The organism is Endozoicomonas sp. SESOKO2, from assembly GCF_024606245.1.
Taxonomy (GTDB): domain Bacteria; phylum Pseudomonadota; class Gammaproteobacteria; order Pseudomonadales; family Endozoicomonadaceae; genus Endozoicomonas_A.
This window is the reverse complement of the sequence record NZ_JAHHPQ010000636.1, coordinates 37574-55319: the sequence shown is the minus strand read 5'-3', so window position 1 is coordinate 55319 and position 17746 is coordinate 37574. Positions and strand designations below refer to the sequence as shown.

The following is a 17746-nucleotide window of genomic DNA, read 5'->3' as shown; positions in this document are numbered from 1 at the left end:
GAGTAACTAACCAGTTGGTGATGAGTGTAATTTTCGCACTTGGCACTCTGTTACCGCATATCAAAGCATTTCAGGATAAAGGAGTAGTCAAACGCTATATCCTGTATCCACTCGTAACGCCTGCTGGCACCGGCATGGCCTGCATGCATTTTCATATTAAGGATCAGAGGGTTGTCATCGGTTTTCAACGCCCTGAGTTTGGCCACCATCTTGGTCGGCTCCCAGTAAGTGACCTGCTCATCGGATATCCCCGAGTTGTAGAGCGCAGGCGGATAGTTCCCGGCCTCTATATTGTCGTAGGGAGAGTAGCCAGAGATGTAGTCAAAGTCTTCTTTACTCGTTATCGGGTTACCCCACTCTTCCCACTCTGGCGCAGTCAGGGGCAAAGATGCATCACTGATCGTATTGATCACATCAACAAAAGCCACATCGGCAACAACACAACCAAACAGATCAGGTCTCATATTGGTGACAGCCCCCATTAGCAAGCCGCCCGCGCTGCCACCATTGATAGCAATCTGGCCTTTGCTTGTATAGTTACGATGAATCAGGTACTCACAGCAATCGATGAAATCGTTAAAGGTGTTCATTTTATGCTGCATTTTACCATTGAGATACCAGTCATACCCCTTGTCATCGCCACCTCTGATATGAGCAATGGCATAGACAAAACCACGATCAATCAGGCTGAATTTAGGCGAAGAAAAACCTGCCGACATTCCATGACCATAAGAACCATAACCATAGACCATGGTCTTGTTGCTACCATCCAGCTTAGTGCCTTTCTTGTAGATAATGGTCAGTGGCACTTGCTCACCATCCCGAGCCGGGGCGAACTCTCTCTTCACTTCATAGAGCGAGGCATTAAAATTCGGAACATCCTTGCGATAAACTTCTGTCAAAGCGCCATTTTCCAGATTCAGCTCAAACACTGTGTTTGGCGATATAGGTGAATCATAATCAAGCCTGACAACGGTCGCCTGATGATCCCAGTCACCATAAAACTCCAGACAATGAGCCTCCTCAGGCATGGAGATGATTGAGAAGGTTCCGGAATCCATATCCATCACAGCCACTTCGTCGAGCACTTTCTGGTTATTTTTGCGTTCAACAATCAGAAAGTGGCTGTAGAAGTGGATACTGCTCAGGCACAGGCCCTTCTGCTCCGCAATGAAGTCCTGCCAGTTTTCCTGAGCCCACTTTTCATGAGCTACAGGCATTTCATCGGCTATCGGCATGTGAGGAGCTGCCGGACACTTCATGACTTTGAAGTCATTGGCTTCATCCTGATTGGTCAGAATGTAGAAGTCCCCCCTGTAATGCTCCAGGGAGAAAGAGACATCGTTCTCACCCACAGCAAACTTTTCAAACTGATCAGAATTCCGTCCAGCCACATACACGACATGAGTAGAACCACTATCCAGATGAATCATGAAATACTCACGATCATTGGTTCGGGATAACGATAAAAACATACTGTCGTATTCTTCCGGTTTGGAATAGATTAACTCCTTTTCAGTAACGCCCTTGTGAATATCGACTTTGTACACGTCACGACCACGACCCGACTCATCCCGCTCAACAATGTACAGATGCTCATTGCCATGCCAAAGAAAAGACCCGGTACTGTTTTGAAACTCCCATTTCAGATCTTGCCCCGTCTCCAGATCCCGAACCCGGATGGTTCTCTCCATTGAACCGGTCAGATTGAAACTGTAGGCAAAATGAGTCTGCTTGAGGTTAGTGCCTGAAGCACCGAAAATATAAAGTTCTTTACCTTCTGCTTCCTTGTTTACATCAAAGTAGACTTCTTCGTGAGCTTTTCTTGAGCCTTTCTTGCGACAAAGAATCGGATAGTCCCTGCCTTTTTCTTCCCTTGTGTAATAGAAAAAAGCACCTTCTTTGACCGGCCAAGATTCATCATCTTCCCTGATACGAGACAGAACTTCACCGTAGAGGTTTTCTTCAACCTCCTTGTAGCCTTTCATCCACTCATCTTTATAGGCATTTTCAGACCGGATGTACTCAAGAACCGCTGGATTATCAAAATCCAGATCACCGGCAATAAACTTCTGCCAGTTTCTATCTCTCAGCCAGTGGTAGTCATCCACCCTGCTAATACCATGTTGAACGATTTCATGGGCTATTTTTTGGGCTACCGGTGCTTTCATACTTACCACCTGATTGATTTTTCTTCGCTCAAGGCACTGTATCATTCAAGAATAAAAAGTGAATCCAGCTATTTCATTCTCAGCAACAGACCATCAATTTTGAAATCAGCCAGCACCTGCTTTGCCTGATCAATACTTTCTGATGTTTCAAAAGGCCCCAGCTGAACCCTGTGCCATGACTCCCCTGCCCCCACGGTCACCTTGACGACTCTGGGTTCCTGGCCTGCCAACAGCAACTGAGCCTTGAGGCGTTCGGCATCTTTGGCACTTCGGAATGAACCTGCCTGTAACAAATACTTTACACCGGGCTTTGTGGTTGTTTGCGCTTCAGACACGGATTTTGAACCAGTTTTTTCACTGGCCGCTACTGTCGGCGGCGACTGCCGCTCAACAGGTTCAGGCAGAATGACTTCCTGTTCGGGCAGCACGGTATAAAAATCAAAGACCGGTTCCGGACTTTTCTTATCGGGCTGAGCCGCTTCAGCGGACTTGGCAGGCGCATTAACGGAAACAGGAGCCGGTGTCAGATTGATCAGGAAAGCCACAAAAAAGCCAGCCGCAAAACCGGTGACCAGCCAGATCCAGCCTGGCAGCTTTGACTGTTGACTGGATTTCTTTTTCGAAGCGGCCTTGCTGGCGCCTCTTTTTGGTGGAGTACGGGTGCTCATATGTCTGATGCAAAATCTACTTCAAAAGGGAAAAACAAGAGACTCATCCTCACCCATGAACCGGAGTTTTGCACAATATCCTTTTTAAGAAGACGATTTTCACGAACAAGGTCATATTACCACGGATACCCTCTGTTACCATGCAATCACGGCACTTGTGACTTTAGATCTGGTCTTTATGGCCAATCCCAAGCTGAAAACGGGACATTTCAAAACGGTAGAAGAAGGTCATTGCAGAGCGGAGTTGACAGTGGAGCGCACAAAGAAACTGTCTTACCGTTAATCTCTGCTACTCTGTGCTATTCACTCACATTGATTGGAGTTATGCCAGTGAGCGCCAAAGCAAGACCTCAGCCAACAGAGATTGATCATATTCGCAACACTTTGACTGACGTAGTTGATGGTCTGGGTCAAACCCGTGGTGAAATGCACCAAAGGTTTGACCAACAAGAAAAAGAACACAGTCTATTCAAACATGAGGTTAAAGAGCGGTTTGACCTGCAAGAAAAAGAACATAGCCAATTCAAACATGAGGTTCAAGAGCGCTTTGACCTGCAAGAAAAAGAACATAGCCAATTCAAACATGAGGTTAAAGAGCGGTTTGACTGCCTCGAACAGAAAATTGACCAGCAAAGCTCTGAATTTAGTGAAGTCAAAGAAATGCTCCAAGCCTTGCTTACCCGCCAATAACCACGATCAGACGAATGCTTCCAGTTCGTTGGGGCTTCTTGGGGCTTCGCCGCACCACCCGACGTGCCTGTCGGCTCGCGGCTGAAGCCTCAGGTGGACCGGTATTCTATAACACGTTCTCCATTCATGGATGGGGTATAGGCTATTGTTTCTGTTATATCGCTGTTAGATAAACTTTCAGGCATACAGCACATTGCAGCATTAGCTCCTATAGCAATTATTCTAATATCAGGATTTTGTACTGGTGCTTTAAAAACCAACTTTAATTCATTTAAATCACCTTCGGGAAAACACACTAATATAGCTCCTCTTTCTTTATTTTGTAATTTACCAATAAAATCAGCAACGGCATCGGAAGCGTTTACTTTTTCGACATTTCTTAAAAATGGAGAATATCTACTTCTTTCTTTATCAAACCTGGAGAAATTATCCGTAGCAACAATATTGCACCCCCTTAGTTTAAGTTCTGAGGCAAGCCAACCATTACCAGCATAAACTTCCAAGCAAGTATCATCACCCAAATAGTCATGCAATTTAGCTAAAAACACTTGATCGATATTAACACAACTCCTTAAACAAGAAATTCTTACAAATCCATCACACACACTTTTAAATAAACCTGTTGTATCTTCTATTGCCTCTTTTATATTTATTAAATCGGGGTATTTATCTGGCACTTCATTCAACTCATATTTTTCTAAACATGCATGCATCAAGTTGAATAGAGAAATCATTTTCTCCTTATCCTTTATTTTCACTTCATCAGAAAGTGTTATACCACCCCCTAATGCGCCACCCATCTTCGAAACCAATGCTTTAAGTTCTTTTATTTCATCAATGTCAGACGGTTTATTTAAAGACTTTGATTCTATTTTTCTTTTTTTTAGTGCCCATCCTTTCAATTCACTACTATCACCAGCCTTACATTTTTTAGTGGCAGGTAAATCGAGCTCTTTATCAAGCTCTAATTTAGGTGCTAAGCAAAATTGAGCTTGCAATTTAGATACTACGGGCTTTTGACTTGGCAACATAGTTGATATCTCCTAAAAAAAATGATTTAAATATGAGATATCTGTTTATGAAATCTGTTCCATAATTGGTTATCATTGCTAACCATTCAGCAAGGCTACCTTACAAAAATTTCCAGATGGGAGGGGGCAGCACCTGCGGAGCAGCCCCTATAATTGGGTTATATGGCAAGTACACATCAATTAAATATGCTAGTTTCAAATACTTAAAAGAGCTATAGCCCGTGCATATAGACAAAACCGCAATTTTAACCCTGCTTTTTTATACTTTTATATCAGAAGTTCTTTCAGCCGCACCATTAGATAGAGTTGAACGATTTCTCGTTTTTAGCGAGTGCAATGGTTCAGAATTAAGTATCTTTGTCTTTCAATCATGAATCCATCAGTGCGTCAATTGTGTTGGAGGAAGTATATCAAGAGCATTCTGGCACTTGGTTTATTACTGGTCATTCACTGAATATACAAAACTGGAACAAATTAGCCACGTCCAGCACACCCACTTCATCCATTGCATTCAGTACATCACCAAACTTATACTTTGTCGTCCTGTCAGCCTTGTTGTGCTCTGTTGTACAAACCCTATAACAAAAAATCCCGGGAGCCTGCATCTCCGGCGCGGTCCATAAATTTGGCGTTATTTCTACTGCAGAGCCTTATTGTTGGCCATTCAGCGCGAGCTCGACGCTCAGAAAGTGTAGGTGCACCTTCTGTTTCTGCTGAAATTTCATATTGGAAGAGACAAACGCTACCCCCATTGCCCTCACTCATGTATGCTTCGGGGGTTAAACTAAGCACTAGCGTTTCCCTCCACTCTGCGAATTTGCACATTTGTACAAATTTTTAAATGCAGGGCACGAAACCCTTTAAATCCAGATTCTCGCAAAGAGCCATGATGGAAGAGCATTACCACCCGCATAAAATCGAGACAGAAGCCCAGAACTACTGGGAAGAGAACGACAGCTTTGCTGTCACTGAAGAGGCTGGCAAAGAAAAATACTACTGCCTGTCCATGTTCCCTTACCCCAGCGGTCGACTGCACATGGGTCACGTTCGCAACTACACCATTGGCGACGTGGTTTCCCGCTATCAACGTATGCAGGGCAAAAATGTTCTGCAACCTATGGGTTGGGACGCCTTCGGCCTACCGGCAGAAAACGCCGCTATCAAAAACAAAACCGCTCCAGCCCCATGGACTTATGAGAACATTGACTACATGAAAGGCCAGCTGAAGCGTCTTGGCTTCGGTTATGACTGGAATCGTGAGCTGGCCACCTGCAAGCCAGACTACTACAAGTGGGAACAGTGGTTTTTCACCCAACTGTACGAAAAGGGTCTGGTCTACAAGAAGATGTCTTCTGTGAACTGGTGTCCTAACGACGCTACCGTTCTGGCCAACGAGCAGGTAGAAGATGGCCGTTGCTGGCGCTGTGACACCCTGGTTGAGCGTAAAGAGTTGCCCCAGTGGTTTGTAAAAATCACGGCTTATGCCGATGAACTGCTGGCAGACCTGGATCAGCTGGAAGACTGGCCTGAGCAGGTTAAAGCCATGCAGCGTAACTGGATTGGTCGCTCTGAAGGGGTTCAGATGACCTTTGAGATAGCTAACCCGACTGCAGGCTCACCAGAAGAATTCCAGATCTACACCACACGCCCGGACACACTGATGGGTGTCACTTACATCGGCGTTGCCACAGAGCACCCCATCGCCAAAGCTGCGGCTGCAAACAATCCGAAACTGGCGGCTTTCATTAAAGAATGCAAGACCCATGGTGTGACCGAAGCAGAAATGGCCACCATGGAAAAAGTGGGGGTTGATACTGGTATTCGAGCTATTCACCCGATCACCGGCAGAGAAGTACCTGTCTGGGCCGCCAACTTCGTCCTGATGGATTACGGCACTGGCGCTGTTATGGCGGTACCCGGTCATGATCAGCGCGACTATGAATTTGCTAGTCGCTTTGAGCTGCCTGTCGAGCAAGTCATAGAGCCTGCAAATGGCGAACAGTGTGACTTGTCCAAAGCAGCGTTCACTGAAAAAGGCAAGCTGATCAACTCTGGTGAATTTGACGGCCTGACTTCTCAGGAAGCATTCAATGCCATTGCCGACCAGTTGGTTGCTCAAGGCAAAGGTGAAAAGCAGGTTAACTACCGTCTGCGTGACTGGGGTGTGAGCCGTCAGCGTTACTGGGGGACTCCAATTCCCATGCGTTATCTGGAAGATGGCACTGAAGTCACTGTCCCTCTTGAAGATCTGCCGGTACTGCTGCCTGAAGATGTTGAGATGGATGGTGTTCATTCACCCATCAAGGCCGATCCCGAGTGGGCTAAAACCACCCATGACGGCCAGATAGCAACCCGTGAAACCGATACGTTCGATACTTTCATGGAATCCAGCTGGTACTACGCTCGCTACTGCTCTCCCCAGACGGATGAACAAATGCTGGACCCGGCTGCTGCCAACTACTGGCTGCCAGTGGATCAGTACATTGGCGGTATTGAACATGCCGTTATGCACTTACTCTACTCCCGCTTCTTCCACAAACTGCTGCGTGATGCGGGTCTGCTCGACAGCGACGAGCCATTCAAAAAGCTGCTGTGCCAGGGCATGGTTCTTGCGGATACCTTCTACTCACTGGACGAAAAAGGCTTGAAGCACTGGATTTCACCCAAAGATGTAGACTTTGAACTGGACGACAAAGGTCGATTGATCAAAGCCACCCTGAAAAAAACCGGTGAAGCCGTTGAGCACGCGGGCATGAGTAAAATGTCCAAGTCCAAAAACAACGGTATTGACCCACAGGATCTGATCGATAAGTACGGTGCTGACACCATTCGTCTATACACCATGTTTGCTGCTCCTCCCGAACAGACCCTGGAATGGTCAGAAAGCGCTGTTGAAGGGGCCCACCGTTTCCTGCGTCGTTTCTGGAAACAGGTTTCCGAACATCTGGCTTCCGGCGATCTACCGGCTCTGGACAGTAAATCCTTGAGCAAGGAACAGAAAGACCTGCGTCGCAAAACTCATGAAACCATCAAAAAGGTTTCCGATGATTGCGAACGTCGTCTGACTTTCAACACCGCTATTGCTGCCATCATGGAATTGAACAACGCAATTGCCAGGTTCGGGGACACCAGTGATCAGGGCCGTGCCGTTCTTCGTGAAGCCCTGGAAGCCTCCACTCTGATGCTGGCACCTATTGCCCCTCACGCTATGCACAGTGTCTGGCATGCTCTGGGTCATGCAGAGCCTGTGGTTCAGGCTGGCTGGCCAGCAGTGGACGAGTCGGCCCTGGAAAAAGACGCTATCACCATGGTGATTCAGGTCAACGGCAAGGTTCGTGCAAAACTGGAAGTTCCAGCTGGCATGGATAAAGAGGCGATTGAAAAGCTGGCGCTTGAACAAGAGAACGTAACAAGGTTCATCGAAGGAAAGACCGTTCGCAAGGTGATTGTAGTACCGGACAAACTGGTTAACATTGTTGCCAGCTGACCGGTTATTAACCACAGCTCACTGTCAAAAAGGCCAGCATTTCTGCTGGCCTTTTTAATATGCGATGTGTGACTTTTCAGAAAGGATATGAGTTGGACAGGTTTTGCCAGAGTTCAACAGACTGCATAATTCAGCTGAGATAATCCACCAGAGTTTGAAACAAAGCGTCACGTTCAATGGGCTTGGTCAGATAATCGTCCATACCTTTTGATAAAGCCTTGTTTTTAAACTCGTCAATAGCGTGAGCACTAAGACCGATGATGGTATGCCTCTCAATTCCAGCCTCCTGTTCAAACTGCCGGATCGCTTCGGTAGCAGAGTAACCATTCATAACAGGCATTTCACAGTCCATCAGAATCAGATCCCAGTTATCCTGATTACTCTTGAACTGATCGAGAGCTTCCTGACCATTTTCTGCAAAGACAGGCACAATATTGACTTTTTTGAGTAACTTTTTTAGCACCAGCTGATTGGCGGGATTATCTTCAGCCACCAGCACGTTCTTGTTATTCAGCACACCGGACTCAGCAATTTGGGAAACATCCATGATTCAACCTGTTTAGAATAATTATCTTACTTTCAGATTAGCGGTTAACCCAAAGATTGCATTATCAAACACTATTGATAAGTCGCAATACACCCCCACCTATCAAGTACTATTTTTCATGCTCCCCCGGTAAATGATATGTCTAAGCCTGTTCAAATCGTCTGCCCTTTATACAGCACTCCCAACCGGGTTCCCAAAATTCGCTCCATCCCAACCCTGATTCTGTTCAAAAACGGGAAAGAAATTGACCGCACATCCGTTGCCCTGCCCGGGAATCAACTGAAGAAATGGATTAGAAATGCGGCCAAAAGCTAATAAGAAGTGATAATAAATAGAGCAGCTATTAGGTTCTACTATTCTTAAGGGACGGTAAAAAAAACAGCATACAGGGACAGTATGAGCTTAATCGACAAAACCTCAGGTCAGGGTCCGCAATGGATCCAGCCCGAGGGAACCCAGCAGGTTTCTAATGATGGCAGAGTCAGGGCATTACGTAATGTCTTCAACAAGATGCTCCCTCCAGAGGATCAGGTAACTCCTAAAAAGCATTCCATCCATGAACGAGGCGTTCGAGTTATTCCTCCAACGCCAAAACACATTTACAAGACATCGTCCCGACCTCGCAGACCGGCCCCTAAAGCAGCCGATCTTAAGCCGCAACAACAACCTGCTACTGAGCAGAAGGCTCCAACCAGACCCAGAAGCCAGGTGCTTACTAAAAGACCCCCGGAAGCCAAATCACTTGCCAGTCGATCCATCAGCAAACCTGCAACATCTTCAACGAACGCATTGCCTCAGTCGGCTTCTATACAAAAGGCAACCAGTAATCTTCTGGATCATCACCTGGCCAAAATATCATCGGCATCAGACAGGCAGGCGCAATACCGGGAACTGATTGCCACCTTCAAAACCAGCTCCTGTGTTGAGGGTGACGATGCATTCTCTGATATACAAGAAGCCCTCAGGGACGCAGCCAACAAACTGGAAAGCCCCGGAGTCGCAGATGATCCCGCTGCGATACAAAACCTGAAGAAGCATTTTTACCGACGTCTGGTAACAGAGGGCGCAAAACTTCTGAAGCAAGCTCCCCCGGAAAGAACCGTTAAGAAAGTACCTCCAAAACCACCAGTCCGCACCAGCTCACTGCCCAATAATGTAGCTCCGACAGCAAAAAACACAGAGCCTGCGAGCGTGCAGAAAACGCCTGTCACAGCACCAGAGAAAGTTGAAACAGAACCGACCAGCCATATTAGTGAAATTTCTCTTCCGGTTAGACGTCAGAGAAAAAGACAAGCGGCACTGGATGCACCGGCAAAATATATGTCCAAAAGTCTCGCCCAAGGCAAGGACACCCCCTGGAAAGAGCAGATGCCGAAGTTTTTCACCCGATATCTGAGAGCCATGGCTCTGACGGGGGCTTCTGAAAAAGCAAGCGTCGACAAAAAATGGTTCAAGCATGAGGTGCCAGGCGCTTCAATATTCAGTAACAAAAGCAGTGTCTCTGATACCCAGAAAGAACTCAGGAACAGGCTGGAAGATATTGCTTTCCAGAAAGGTGAATCCCTTACCGGCTTTTATCGTTTCTTTGACCAACATCAGCTTGGCAGAAATGTGAGAATGGCAGCAGTCAGCCAGATGATGTTACCCCTGTCCGAGCATGGCCATCTTGATCCCATGAGCCTGCAGGATCTTGAACCCAACTCGGGTAAAGAAGTATCTCAATGGCTGAATCAACAACTGGATGTTATATCCCAACGGGAATATCAGAATTACACGGCATTGCTAGATGACCTTAAGAACAGAACGGAAGGTAAATACAGGGTGAAGCTGGATGACACACCTTTCGGTAAAGTGCCTCTGGAAAGCATTACCGCAAAAACGCATGGCGAAGGTGTCTTCAAAGTAGCCAGGGTGAACAGCTTTCAGTACACCCTTGATCATTGTACGCCCTGGCTAAAATCCGCTCACCCAGTCACCGACAAATTTGCCGAGCTGCGCCTTAAGGACACCACCGGAAAAAATAATCAAAAATTATCAGCAGATCAGCTCGAAGATTTACACAACCAGGCAAAAGGCCTGTTAAGCGAAATGAGCCAAATAAATATGAACAAGGTCCCCAAGAGTGTCCAGGACACTATGGCTTCAGAAAAGAAAAGTCTGGAAAGAATCATCGACAAATATCAAGATCTGGCCAAACAAAAGAACTAGCGCAGTCAAGCGGTACACCTCATACCGTTCGAACCGGGCTTATAAAAGTATCGTGCAACCATCCTTCGACAAGTCAGGGATGAACGAAGCGTCTATATTTCAGCACCTGGCTGCACTGGATAGTCAGCCGCTGATAAGCAATTCCAGAGAACTGATCCCTCCTGACTTTAAAAGTACCAATATTTATTGGGTGAATATTAATGAGAAATTGACAGGAACAGTATCAGAAATCGGAATCTGACCCACGGTTTTTGCCAGCTCTGTCAGGTTTTTAGCCGGAATACCAAATTCTGAAGCTCGAATGATAACAGGCTGAGTGCTGGCTACCGACAATACTTTTCCGCTTTTTACCACATTGACTGAAAATTCCAATTCTTGTGTATGGCCAAACAGAGTTAATTTAGCCGGAACAGTTAGCTGTTGGATCACTAAGTCAGAAGCTAATAATGAGTTGGAAATTTCTGCTGAAACCTTAGCGCTGGGAAATAAATCCGATTGGAAGAATAGCTTATTCAAGCGTTCATTTCTTATTCCAATTCCAGTGTCAATGCCAGAGATTGGAATATCCAGAGTTAACTGACCGGCTTCACTAATGCTGCCAGTCAGAGAGGATATTGTCGCTGGCTCAATAACATACTGTAACTTCACCGTAGCGAATGAGACTCTTGATATGTCTCGGTTTAGTTCAAATTGCGCCGCTTTACTCAGTCCACAAGCAGTGAACAGTAGTAGGAATATAAGAAATTTCTTCATCTTTTTTCCCTTAAAATCACGCGATAAGCCAACTCAAACTCAGCTGTCACTATGTTGTCTCCGGGCCAGGTCAGATTAACTTCCACGAATGATGCGGTGAACTACTCGTCCCTGAATGGAGTGTTTACAGTTCTCAGGACACTCATGAGCACGGCTAATTTAAGAGCCCATCAAGGTGTCCAAATGCCTGAAAAGAAAACGAAACCGTACATTGCTGAGCTCAAAGTATCCGCATTAAAGTTGGTCGTTGAGTTAGGTAAACCGGTGACAGAAACCGCCACAGAGCCTGGAAATAAATATTAGCACCTTACATACCCGGATAGCCAAGTACTCTTTACGGAACCATTTGCCATCTGCCTGGCAGCCAGGAATCAGGGCTCTGTCTTCACAGTCATTAGTGACAAGATGGGAGCCATCGTGATTGAATCGGCCTGAGTAGGATAGACCCCGCTTTCTGACTCAGTATCGTCGCTTGGCTGCCACCTCCCTGGCATGGCGTATGGGGCCATACTGTGCGCACAGCTGAAGGAATCTTCCGAAGCTAACGGCTGGGGCTTGCCGGAATGGGCAGCAACCTCTGGCAGTAGTGGTTTATTATCAACAACATCATCGACGGTGGAGGCAGTTATTTCAGGATTGTCAGTGCTTGTCGTTTTAATCTGAGCATCCGGCTTCGGGGAAAACAGAGACTTAATGGGGATAGGACGTACATGGAACTGAAAGATGCCGTCCAGCATACGAATGTGACAGGTGTTCGCATCGGAAAAGAATACAGAAACCTCTTTGAGATCCTTGACTGACCTACCGGCAAAACAGTGATAAGAGCCATTTCTACGGGCTTGTAACAAAATAGCAGGCTTGCTGAATCTGCTGCCGTAAAGCCTCAATTCAAAAGCTGCGCCGACAGTTTGCTCCGATATGATGGGATGGCTCTGCATACTCTTCTTCCTTTGAGCTGGTTATTTATCTGATGTCGATTGTTAAACCGTCGCGACTGCGTTGTGGACAGTAGCTTTGACAGATTTCCAAAGAAAAAGTTCATCGTTTTATCTCAACTGGATACCCCATGCTTTTAGTAAGGGAGGAATGTTGACTTGCCTGCCAGGGCAAACCAACACTGTTTTTTTGGCGCTTACGCACCGAACCAGGCTTTCACCAGTAAAGTTCACCTCGACGGGGTCGCGTAGACAATATTAAGCAGGCGGTTTCTTGATAGCAGCAATGTGATTAACCCTCAATACACTGTTTACCCACTATCCATAGCGCTTGGGACTGGTCAAGCATCCCAAGGTAACTATGCATTTGCCTCTAACGTAGCCACTGGAAGTGGCTTAGTCTGGTCACTTACATCCCTGAATCCAGCGCGCGTCGAAGGCGGCGTCCTTTGGTACCATTTGGCATGCGCGATTTTTCAGAAACAAACATACAAAACAAATCCTACTGGCACTACAATAATGAGAACAGGAATTGCCAACGCCAATCCAACTGCGCCTATTGAAATCAAAGCACCCATTGCAACGGCTGGAATAGTTACCAGCGACGACCCGACAATTGCTATTCCGGCAATAGAAAAGCCAATTACAGCAACAACAGAAGAGAAAGCTAGCATGGCAGTCGATATAATCGGGCAGTCATAGAAACGACATTCATAGTGATAGCCTTCGCTAACAAAATTAAAATTAGATTCGTCAGATTTAGAGAAAGTACATAATGAAAGCAATACTATAAGAGACAATATTTTAATAACATAATTTACTTTTTTCATTTCTTTGGATGCAGATCTGTGCATTGATATTTCGATGCTGACCAAACTCGACATCCTACCCGCCGTGAACGACGGGGATTCCTACAGCCAGAGGGTCATGCCCGACCGCAGTGTATCCTTAACCCAATACCGGGACACACCTTATTCGACAGTCTGCTCTACCTTTCGGATTGTCCGGGCGACCCCGTTAAGAAACACAAGCAGAGAGCGGAAAGTATTTTACCTTTCATATCAGGTAGCGTAATCGCTAAAAACGCCTGACAGACTGCAAAATAGCACAAGGGGTTTGCTTTGCAAGCCGAGCTTACATCCCCGTCCTCAAGAGGGTGTCGCAAAGCACGAGGTTTTACGCTCATTCGATAATATTCAAAAAATTTCAGTAAAAAGCGCTTTTTTGTGTTTCCTCTGCAGGCTATAACCCACGCTTCTTCAACTCTGTCTCTATCAGCTTCCTGATTTCACCATGACATGCCTCAGGAGCTAACGCTACTGAAGATGCTTCAATATCAGCACCCTGTTCAAGAAGACGTTTAACGATTTCAATATGCCCGGCTTTAATCGCCATCAGTATCGGGGTTTCGCCCTCATTCGTTTTGTGATTTATTTGGACATCAGGTCTGACGAGTAACTTTTCCACTATTTCAGCGTGACCATAATGACAGGCACTGTGTAATGGTATTGCACCATCTTGTCTGGGTAGATTGGTACGGATGCCCGGTTGATCTAACAACTTATGCACGACATTTGTATGATTCATGGCTATAGCCAAAGTCAGGGCAACCTGGCCAAAATGATCTTGCTGATTGAAAAAGCCTGGTTCTATGTCTGCGACCTCTGTGGCTTTAACCATCACTTTTTCAGCCACTTCACTGGGTCCAAATGCAACAGCCAGTAGCAACTGATTGAACTTATGAGGGTTACGATGATTTATGGGTAAAAGCCTGGCTTCCGGAATTTCCGCTAACAGGGTTTCAAGACGCCTGTGTCCTGAGTTGTTGCTGGCTGATGAAACGTTTGTGAATTCCTTGATGGAAAATACGGTATCCGTTGACTCGTTTGGAATGGCCATGCCGGATGACAAGATTTGACTGGTGTTTAAAGATTCGGCTATGCATTTAGCAGCGAAGAAGTCCCGTTCCTTTTTAAATAACTGCTTATAGTTACGAATATTTTGATCCCTGATTTCAAATCCTTCGGAAGTCACTTGCAGAGATAGGATATGCATGCCGGTCCGGAGATGAAAAAGACGGCTGCCCCCGCCTTCCCGAGTCGTTTCTGCGATCTTGTTTAATAATAAGCACAACCCGGATTCGGTAAGCCCAATTGGGTACGAGGGAGTTGAATGTAAGACCGGGGTATTGCCATCAGCCGCCGAGACAATCCATTGTGCAGTCTTCTCTGTATTTTGCTCAGGCACTTCTTCCTGCAACGTTGTTCTACCCGGTGCCTGAAAAGCCAGTAACGATTCACAAAAAGGCCGCAGTTTTAATAAAAAGAGCGTTTGATGATCCTGTGTGGCAGGATCGGCTTTAAACATCTGCTGGGCGTCCAGAATAGCATCCGCCAGATGATCATAGTGGTTATCCCAAAATACCCAGCCCAGTGCCGGATCCTGACTTACAGTGCTCAAAAGTTCATCATATTCCTCTGAACACCCCAACTGCTCGTACAGTACGTAGCTTGAGGCAAGGCCATAGCAACAACCGTCACTAAAATCATAAAGTCTTGCCTTATCTTCACCATCAAACCGGGTCGACAGTGACATCAGATTCATGACCAAAAACGGTAATCTTTTCTGCGGCTCTGATTTCGATTGCTCAATTTTCTGCGCTCTGGTTAACAGAAGCTCTCCATGACCAATCAGGTGGAGCAAAGGCCGTAATATAGTTTGCGTTACCCGACTGAGCAAAGATGTGGATTGAGTGAATGCTGCAAATAGCATGTGCAGAAAAGTTTGGCCGTCGGTACTTTGGACTGCCCGGTGCTTAAAACGCGCTGAATCCAAGTCCTGTTGCCGGGGCATCTGATCAGATTGAACCTGATCAGTCGGCAGGCGTGGTCCCGTTTTCATAGCTATCCCTGAGTCACAGTAATGACCGATTTATCGGCTCTGGGCGAAGTAAATCAACGGATGAGAAATTAACCGACAGGAGCTGGACTACATGACCGATGAAGAGACTGATGATAATCGGGCTAATGAAAACGGGTCCACACCGCTTCTCTCTGAAGGGTGAAACGCTGGAATTTTCAGGGCAAAGCTGAACCACCAGCCACCGGCCAAGGCTCATTTCCACCAGACCCTACTTCGGGCGATAGTGTTTTACCCATTCATCAGTTGATTTTTCCGGGTTTATGGGTATACGGCAATGTATATGCATTACATAGGAGTTAGAAAGCACGATTAACATAAATCACTGAATCAACAGGCATAAACTGACAAGCTGCTCTCAGATACCGGAAATATGGCCGATATAAGCCACATCCCCTGCAAAACAGAGTGTTTTTAAGGTGTAACAGACCGGAAGAGACTATGAATAAAGCAGCTGAACCGATTGATAACGTTATCCCAGAAGAGAGTAATAGCCCTTACCCGGGTTTATCAGAGAAAATGACTCGTGCTGAGCTTAGTCAGAGACTCAAGGATGCCGTAGCTAAGGATCAAACTGAGCTGCTGGAATCCCTTTTCTGCTTCATGCTGGTCAATGAATACACACCCGAACAAATAAATCAGGAGCTGGATTATATTCGCGCTAATAATCCGGCCATCCAGAACTCTCTCATTCGCTGGAGTGAAGAACCAACAGGGAAAAAGAAGCTAAGGATTGCCGGCAAGGCTGCTTTTATTGGGGTCGTAATTCATTACAGTAACAAAAGTTTTGTTCCTGCCATTAAAGCCATAGAGCAATTCAACGCCTTCGGGGATGCCCCCCATGAATTTGCCGAGGCCATTGATGAGCTTGAAATACGCTCCTGGCTGGGCCTACTGAACCATGAACTTGAAAATCAGGTCCCGCTTAAAAACATCATGCGTCAACTTGAAGCCCTGAGGCTGAAGCACATCTGGTCAAAAGATCTGGCAGTTTTTGCCATTCCTGTAACCACAGCTTTTTTCCGTGAGCAGGCTAATGAAAAGCTACTTGATGGTGATTTTACCGGAACTTATCGCGATCTGGAGCAAGCCCTGAGACTACCTGAAAATGACAAGTCAGCGACCTACCAGGCCTATGCTGATTGTATTGTCCGACAGGTGAATGATCCTTTGTTTCGTTCAAGAGCCATCACTGCCGATCTTGAAAAGCTCAGCGCCAAGATGGAATACCTGCATGATGTCGATTTCTGGACACCCGAGCTGGACATCGGGCGCTTTCATCTCAAGAATATGATGGGTGAGATTTAACTCTCTGACTTTAGAAGTCCACCAGGCTCTGAAGTATTATCAGAATCATTTGGTAACCCATTCCAGCGTGTAGATAGAGCGATTGATGCACTTCGCAGCGGCAAAAACGTCATTCTGGTGGATGACGAAAACCGGGAAAATGAAGGGGACCTGATTTTTACAGCAAAAGCCCCTCACAGTAAAACAGATGGTCCTGTTGATCCATGAATGCAGTGGTATTGTCTGCCTGTGCTTAAATTCTATTCAGTGAGCCGTATCCGTCAACGCCTGAACACGGTTATCGCCGACACCAAAAGCCAATATTCTGCTAAGTTCGGTGAGAGATCGACCACTGCTCTCTCTGAGCCGATTGAAAAATAATTGAATGGCTTTCTGACTTTTCTGACTGCCAGCACTGCCTTCAATGATCTTCATGGCTCTGAAATAACCTTCAACATCCCTTGTCATCAAGAAGGTATCTTTGCCCAATGCCCTCAGCGCATAGGGACCAGTATTCCCGCCCAGACGACTGCCATGCTTTTTCAGGTAGGCCCAGAGACCAATGATATTATCTTCAGGCCAGACTGCGACAAACTCTGCAAAGCTGCCTTCTCTCTGTCGTACATCATGGATCATCAGGGCGTTTTCCCGAATGCTCCAGACCTTCTTGAGATGACGAATAATTTTGGGATCAGTCGCTTTTCGCTCCAGCATGTCGTCAGGCATCATCAGCAGCTTTTCAATATCAAAACTCCAGAAAACCTCCTCGAAGTCAGGCCATTTCTGTTCCACCACTTTCCAGACAAAGCCACTCTGAAAAACCTTGCGGGTAAGTTCTGCAAGGAAGCGATCGTCCGGAATGCTTTGTAATTGGTCACTGGAGAGAGGTTTTACCAGCAAAGATTCAACAGCTGCTTCTCCTCCTTTGCGTTCACAGGCACGTTCAAAAATGATGTCATAGCGTTCTGGCTTCATGACCACTCCATACCTCCAACAGCGATTTGCCGGAAAGTGTATACAGTGCTCAAAAAAAATTGAACATTGATACTT

At 46.2% G+C, this 17746-nt stretch carries 16 protein-coding genes; 7 read left to right on the top strand and 9 right to left on the bottom strand.

The window, feature by feature from the left end; all coding sequences use genetic code 11:
* Positions 1–50: 50 nt before the first annotated feature.
* Positions 51–2171: a S9 family peptidase gene (locus tag KDK17_RS15825; protein ID WP_257280077.1), complete on the bottom strand. Its 2121-nt coding sequence runs from the start codon at positions 2169–2171 to the stop codon at positions 51–53.
* A gap of 68 nt (positions 2172–2239) precedes the next feature.
* Positions 2240–2839 (bottom strand): SPOR domain-containing protein, encoded by a 600-nt coding sequence (locus tag KDK17_RS15820; RefSeq protein ID WP_257255454.1) that lies wholly within the window; start codon positions 2837–2839, stop codon positions 2240–2242.
* A gap of 330 nt (positions 2840–3169) precedes the next feature.
* On the opposite strand from KDK17_RS15820, the gene KDK17_RS15815 reads away from it, so the two are divergent.
* On the top strand, positions 3170–3529 hold the full coding sequence (locus tag KDK17_RS15815) for a hypothetical protein (RefSeq protein WP_257255455.1): 360 nt from the start codon (positions 3170–3172) through the stop codon (positions 3527–3529).
* Positions 3530–3618: 89 nt separating this feature from the next.
* Here the strand turns inward: KDK17_RS15815 and KDK17_RS15810 are convergent, their stop codons facing one another.
* Entirely contained in the window at positions 3619–4560 is a 942-nt protein-coding gene (locus KDK17_RS15810; protein WP_257255456.1) for a hypothetical protein, read from the bottom strand.
* 889 nt (positions 4561–5449) lie between these two features.
* On the opposite strand from KDK17_RS15810, the gene leuS reads away from it, so the two are divergent.
* Positions 5450–8047 carry a leucine--tRNA ligase gene (leuS, locus tag KDK17_RS15805; protein WP_257288498.1) on the top strand — a complete coding sequence of 866 codons (2598 nt, stop codon included), beginning with the start codon at positions 5450–5452 and terminating at the stop codon, positions 8045–8047.
* Positions 8048–8177: 130 nt separating this feature from the next.
* Here the strand turns inward: leuS and KDK17_RS15800 are convergent, their stop codons facing one another.
* On the bottom strand, positions 8178–8594 hold the full coding sequence (locus KDK17_RS15800) for a response regulator (protein WP_257280074.1): 417 nt from the start codon (positions 8592–8594) through the stop codon (positions 8178–8180).
* Positions 8595–8732: 138 nt separating this feature from the next.
* On the opposite strand from KDK17_RS15800, the gene KDK17_RS15795 reads away from it, so the two are divergent.
* Positions 8733–8909, top strand: coding sequence for a co-chaperone YbbN (locus KDK17_RS15795; protein ID WP_257280073.1), 177 nt, complete (start codon positions 8733–8735; stop codon positions 8907–8909).
* Between the two features lie 81 nt (positions 8910–8990).
* A complete protein-coding gene (locus KDK17_RS15790; protein WP_257288497.1) occupies positions 8991–10802 on the top strand; it encodes a hypothetical protein in 1812 nt (603 codons plus the stop codon).
* 183 nt (positions 10803–10985) lie between these two features.
* On the opposite strand, the gene KDK17_RS15785 is transcribed toward KDK17_RS15790, so the two are convergent.
* Positions 10986–11555: a YceI family protein gene (locus KDK17_RS15785; protein ID WP_257288496.1), complete on the bottom strand. Its 570-nt coding sequence runs from the start codon at positions 11553–11555 to the stop codon at positions 10986–10988.
* Between the two features lie 144 nt (positions 11556–11699).
* Between KDK17_RS15785 and KDK17_RS15780 the strand changes: the two genes are divergently transcribed.
* Positions 11700–11858: a hypothetical protein gene (locus tag KDK17_RS15780; protein WP_257288495.1), complete on the top strand. Its 159-nt coding sequence runs from the start codon at positions 11700–11702 to the stop codon at positions 11856–11858.
* 68 nt (positions 11859–11926) lie between these two features.
* Here KDK17_RS15780 and KDK17_RS15775 read toward each other — a convergent pair whose 3' ends face one another.
* The 3 genes from KDK17_RS15775 to KDK17_RS15765 form a co-directional block, all read right to left on the bottom strand.
* Positions 11927–12493 (bottom strand): hypothetical protein, encoded by a 567-nt coding sequence (locus tag KDK17_RS15775; RefSeq protein WP_257288494.1) that lies wholly within the window; start codon positions 12491–12493, stop codon positions 11927–11929.
* A gap of 473 nt (positions 12494–12966) precedes the next feature.
* The gene (locus KDK17_RS15770) at positions 12967–13374 is read right to left on the bottom strand and encodes a hypothetical protein (protein ID WP_257288493.1); all 408 of its coding nucleotides are present in this window, start codon (positions 13372–13374) and stop codon (positions 12967–12969) included.
* A gap of 358 nt (positions 13375–13732) precedes the next feature.
* Positions 13733–15391 carry an ankyrin repeat domain-containing protein gene (locus KDK17_RS15765; RefSeq protein ID WP_257288492.1) on the bottom strand — a complete coding sequence of 553 codons (1659 nt, stop codon included), beginning with the start codon at positions 15389–15391 and terminating at the stop codon, positions 13733–13735.
* A 459-nt stretch (positions 15392–15850) separates the two neighbouring features.
* Here KDK17_RS15765 and KDK17_RS15760 point away from each other — a divergent pair, with 459 nt between their 5' ends.
* Both KDK17_RS15760 and KDK17_RS15755 read left to right on the top strand, forming a co-directional pair.
* Positions 15851–16717: a hypothetical protein gene (locus tag KDK17_RS15760; RefSeq protein WP_257288491.1), complete on the top strand. Its 867-nt coding sequence runs from the start codon at positions 15851–15853 to the stop codon at positions 16715–16717.
* A gap of 117 nt (positions 16718–16834) precedes the next feature.
* Positions 16835–16924 carry a 3,4-dihydroxy-2-butanone-4-phosphate synthase gene (locus KDK17_RS15755; RefSeq protein ID WP_257288490.1) on the top strand — a complete coding sequence of 30 codons (90 nt, stop codon included), beginning with the start codon at positions 16835–16837 and terminating at the stop codon, positions 16922–16924.
* A 36-nt stretch (positions 16925–16960) separates the two neighbouring features.
* Here KDK17_RS15755 and KDK17_RS15750 read toward each other — a convergent pair whose 3' ends face one another.
* On the bottom strand, positions 16961–17671 hold the full coding sequence (locus tag KDK17_RS15750) for a DNA-3-methyladenine glycosylase I (protein ID WP_257288489.1): 711 nt from the start codon (positions 17669–17671) through the stop codon (positions 16961–16963).
* Positions 17672–17746: the final 75 nt, after the last annotated feature.